Source organism: Phocaeicola fibrisolvens (assembly GCF_025567125.1).
Taxonomy (GTDB): Bacteria; Bacteroidota; Bacteroidia; order Bacteroidales; family Bacteroidaceae; genus Phocaeicola; species Phocaeicola fibrisolvens.
Genome location: NZ_JAOQJI010000095.1, coordinates 1 through 2775 on the forward strand (window position 1 = coordinate 1; position 2775 = coordinate 2775).

Consider the following 2775-nt stretch of genomic DNA (forward strand, 5'->3'; position numbering starts at 1 on the left):
AATCGAATTTCAAAAATGTCAAAGACCGATATGGTTCAAGTGAACCGAATTTATTTAACTTTTAACCTTGTCCATTTTTAGTGGACAGTAGTGAACCGGCATATATTGTTTTAACTTATCCCATATATTTTTAGCATCTTCTTTAGAGACTTCAAGTTCTTGCATTTTGCAATCCAAAGAATCTACATATTGATTTCTAATAGCCTTACGCATTTCTGCATTTCTAGTCTTATCACAAGCTAAATGGGCAGTAAGTTTTTGTAATTCAGACTGTTTTTTAGATAACAAATCACAACATTCTTTTCTACTTGGATGATTTGCAAGGATGTACACCTTAGCTGTTTTACTGCCATTAAGATACTTCTTAATTATTGTGAGATTCCCTTCCTCGTTAAGTAAATACTCTTCTTTTAATGTAGTTTTATTATTTTCATCAATACAGACCTCGGATGGCAAATCAATAAACTCTACTCCTATCACAATATCTGTTTTCCCATTTTCTTCCCTAGCTTGTTTATTTATATCTGCCGCGTCTATCTCTATTATTCCCTTATTATCATTAAAAAAAATATCTAATGCTTCAAGAATTGTAGACTTTCCAGCATCATTTCTACCCACAAAAGCTGTAAAATCATTCAAATCTATAATCTGTCTATCTTTATAGCCTCTAAAATTTTCAATAATAATAGATTTTATCTTCATAAATTCAAATATTAATACGTATATGTTTAATTTATAAACTACTCAACCACTTCTTACCATCCTTCACTGGTGCAGAAACTACGACTTCCGGAGCAACAGCCTCTTCCCATCTTCACACAAGAAGGAGTCAAATTATTCTTCACATCAACACGCAAAAAAAGCGTGTTATTCTCTTTCTCCAATTCACCTTCAAAAAAGACATTATTGATATGTTTTCTTATAGTCTTTTCATCCCTATCAAACAGAGTGACCATCTGGTTAGCCGAAAACCATATAATCTCGTTTTCCAATTTCACTTCAATGGATGTTTGTCCATCAATGGTTTGGTATATAATAATTTTGTCATTCAATTCCATACCCTAACTTCCTAAACAGATTCAACAAATCCTTCTTGCTTTCTTCTTCCTATTTCAGCAATTCCTTCATTTCTACTTGCAGCTCTTTCATCTTACCAATAGCGACATATTTGCAAATGTAATGATTAAGCATGAGAAAAGCTACAGTTGTATTTAAAAGATTCCGTCCAACCTTATCCCCAGACCCTCAAGTCCTTCACCCAAAAACCTCCTGTCGATTTTTACGTTTCCTCAGGCAGAAACCTACGTTTTCCTTACGGAAAACATACGGCTCCGCACCGGGAAACGTACGGTTCCCGATAGGGAAACATAGAAAATGTAAAGACATATTCCCCATAATAGACCAGCGTTTGAACAAAAAAGGCCGGAAGCCTCCCGATTCCCAGCCTTCAACATATCGTCATCAATACAAACCTAATCCGCCTGCATCTCAAATCGCCATTCCCCGGCAGAAAGCCTCAACTGCCGTCCGCTTTCTGGCTCGCCGTTCACACGCCAGCTACGAAATTCGGCAGGAAGCTCCACTTCGGCAGACGTACCTTCCGGCACCCGGAGATACATGGTTCCGCCGTGAGCCGACTTGTCCATTTCCAGCACGATGCGACGGCCACCCGACAAGGGGACCTGCGTACGGATGAAATTCAGGTGTGCCGGATGAGGAACCACCCGAAAAGTCCGGAAGGCCGGTTCCACAGTTTCTATGCCGGCAATGTACTGCGAAAGGATGGTCAGCGGACCGCCGCTCCAGGCGTGGTTGTAAGTACCGCCCCCAAAACCTTCACTGCCGATGCCCCAGCCTTCCCACAAGGTGGTCAGCGGGCTTTCAATCATGGCGCGATAACGCAGTTTCATGCGGTTCAAAGCGTCCTGATAATAGCCCATCGTGCAGAGGGCCTCCAGCACGTATTTCTCCATATACGGACTGGCGTGATACCACTCGGAAAAGAAAGGACGGATGACCGGATACAGTTCTTCGGGCAAGACACCCGACACGACGGCCAACGCCTGTACACGGTCGTCAGGCTTTCCCTGATAACCCGGAGAAACATAATACTTTCCGTTCCAGAACGTACGGTGGAACACTTTCCGCAAGCGGTCGGCAGTGGCGTGCGCCCAAGCGGCTTCTTCCGGCTCACCAGCCAACCGGTTCATCTCTTCGTATCCTTTCAGGGCAATCACGTACCAGAGATTGAACAGCAGCGTCATGTCCTTGTTCTCTCCCCAGTCACCCCATGTCCATCCGCCGGAACGAGGTACGACCAATCCCAGGGAATCCGTTTTCCACACATGAATGTATTTCTAGTGATGTAGAGTGTCCGTTGCGCCTTGTTCCACAAGCGGGTCAGCATCGGGTCGTCGCAAGCGAAACTGCCGGCAAAAGAGGTATCATATCCTGTTTCACGGTACTTCACATCGAGCACCTCCACTCCTTCGGGGAGTTCATACTGCACATAGTGGCCGTTCATCCATCCCTTACATTCAAACTCCTGCTCGCCTTCCCGGGTGCGATATTCGGCAAACACATTGGGAGCCGAACCGCCCCGGTAGTTATCTGTACGGATACGGATGCACTTGCCGGCCGGAGCTTTCAAACGGAGGTAAGGGGTGACCTGTGCATTGTAAGGCAGATAGGCCCGCAACAGTTATCCAAACCCCAGCATTATCCTAAAAATATAGTTTTTTATTCTGTAAATCATTCTGTTATAGGATGAATAGG

Annotated in this window: 4 protein-coding genes; all 4 read right to left on the reverse strand. The window is 44.0% G+C overall.

Annotated elements, in window-relative coordinates:
- Positions 1 to 54: 54 nt before the first annotated feature.
- The 4 genes from OCV81_RS17565 to OCV81_RS17580 all read right to left on the reverse strand — a co-directional run bounded on the left by OCV81_RS17565 (position 55) and on the right by OCV81_RS17580 (position 2698).
- The gene (locus OCV81_RS17565) at positions 55 to 702 is read right to left on the reverse strand and encodes an AAA family ATPase (protein WP_148331122.1); all 648 of its coding nucleotides are present in this window, start codon (positions 700 to 702) and stop codon (positions 55 to 57) included.
- A gap of 53 nt (positions 703 to 755) precedes the next feature.
- Positions 756 to 1058 (reverse strand): hypothetical protein, encoded by a 303-nt coding sequence (locus OCV81_RS17570; RefSeq protein WP_262640546.1) that lies wholly within the window; start codon positions 1056 to 1058, stop codon positions 756 to 758.
- A 414-nt stretch (positions 1059 to 1472) separates the two neighbouring features.
- Positions 1473 to 2345: an alpha-L-rhamnosidase C-terminal domain-containing protein gene (locus OCV81_RS17575; RefSeq protein ID WP_262640547.1), complete on the reverse strand. Its 873-nt coding sequence runs from the start codon at positions 2343 to 2345 to the stop codon at positions 1473 to 1475.
- A complete protein-coding gene (locus tag OCV81_RS17580; RefSeq protein ID WP_262640549.1) occupies positions 2261 to 2698 on the reverse strand; it encodes a hypothetical protein in 438 nt (145 codons plus the stop codon). Before OCV81_RS17580 ends, OCV81_RS17575 begins: the two co-directional genes overlap by 85 nt.
- Between the last annotated feature and the right edge of the window lie 77 nt (positions 2699 to 2775).

Coding starts and splice junctions, on each gene's coding strand:
- OCV81_RS17570 (WP_262640546.1), bottom strand. CDS start 1,058: ATGGAATTGAATGACAAAATTATTATATACCAAACCATTGATGGACAA.
- OCV81_RS17565 (WP_148331122.1), bottom strand. CDS start 702: ATGAAGATAAAATCTATTATTATTGAAAATTTTAGAGGCTATAAAGAT.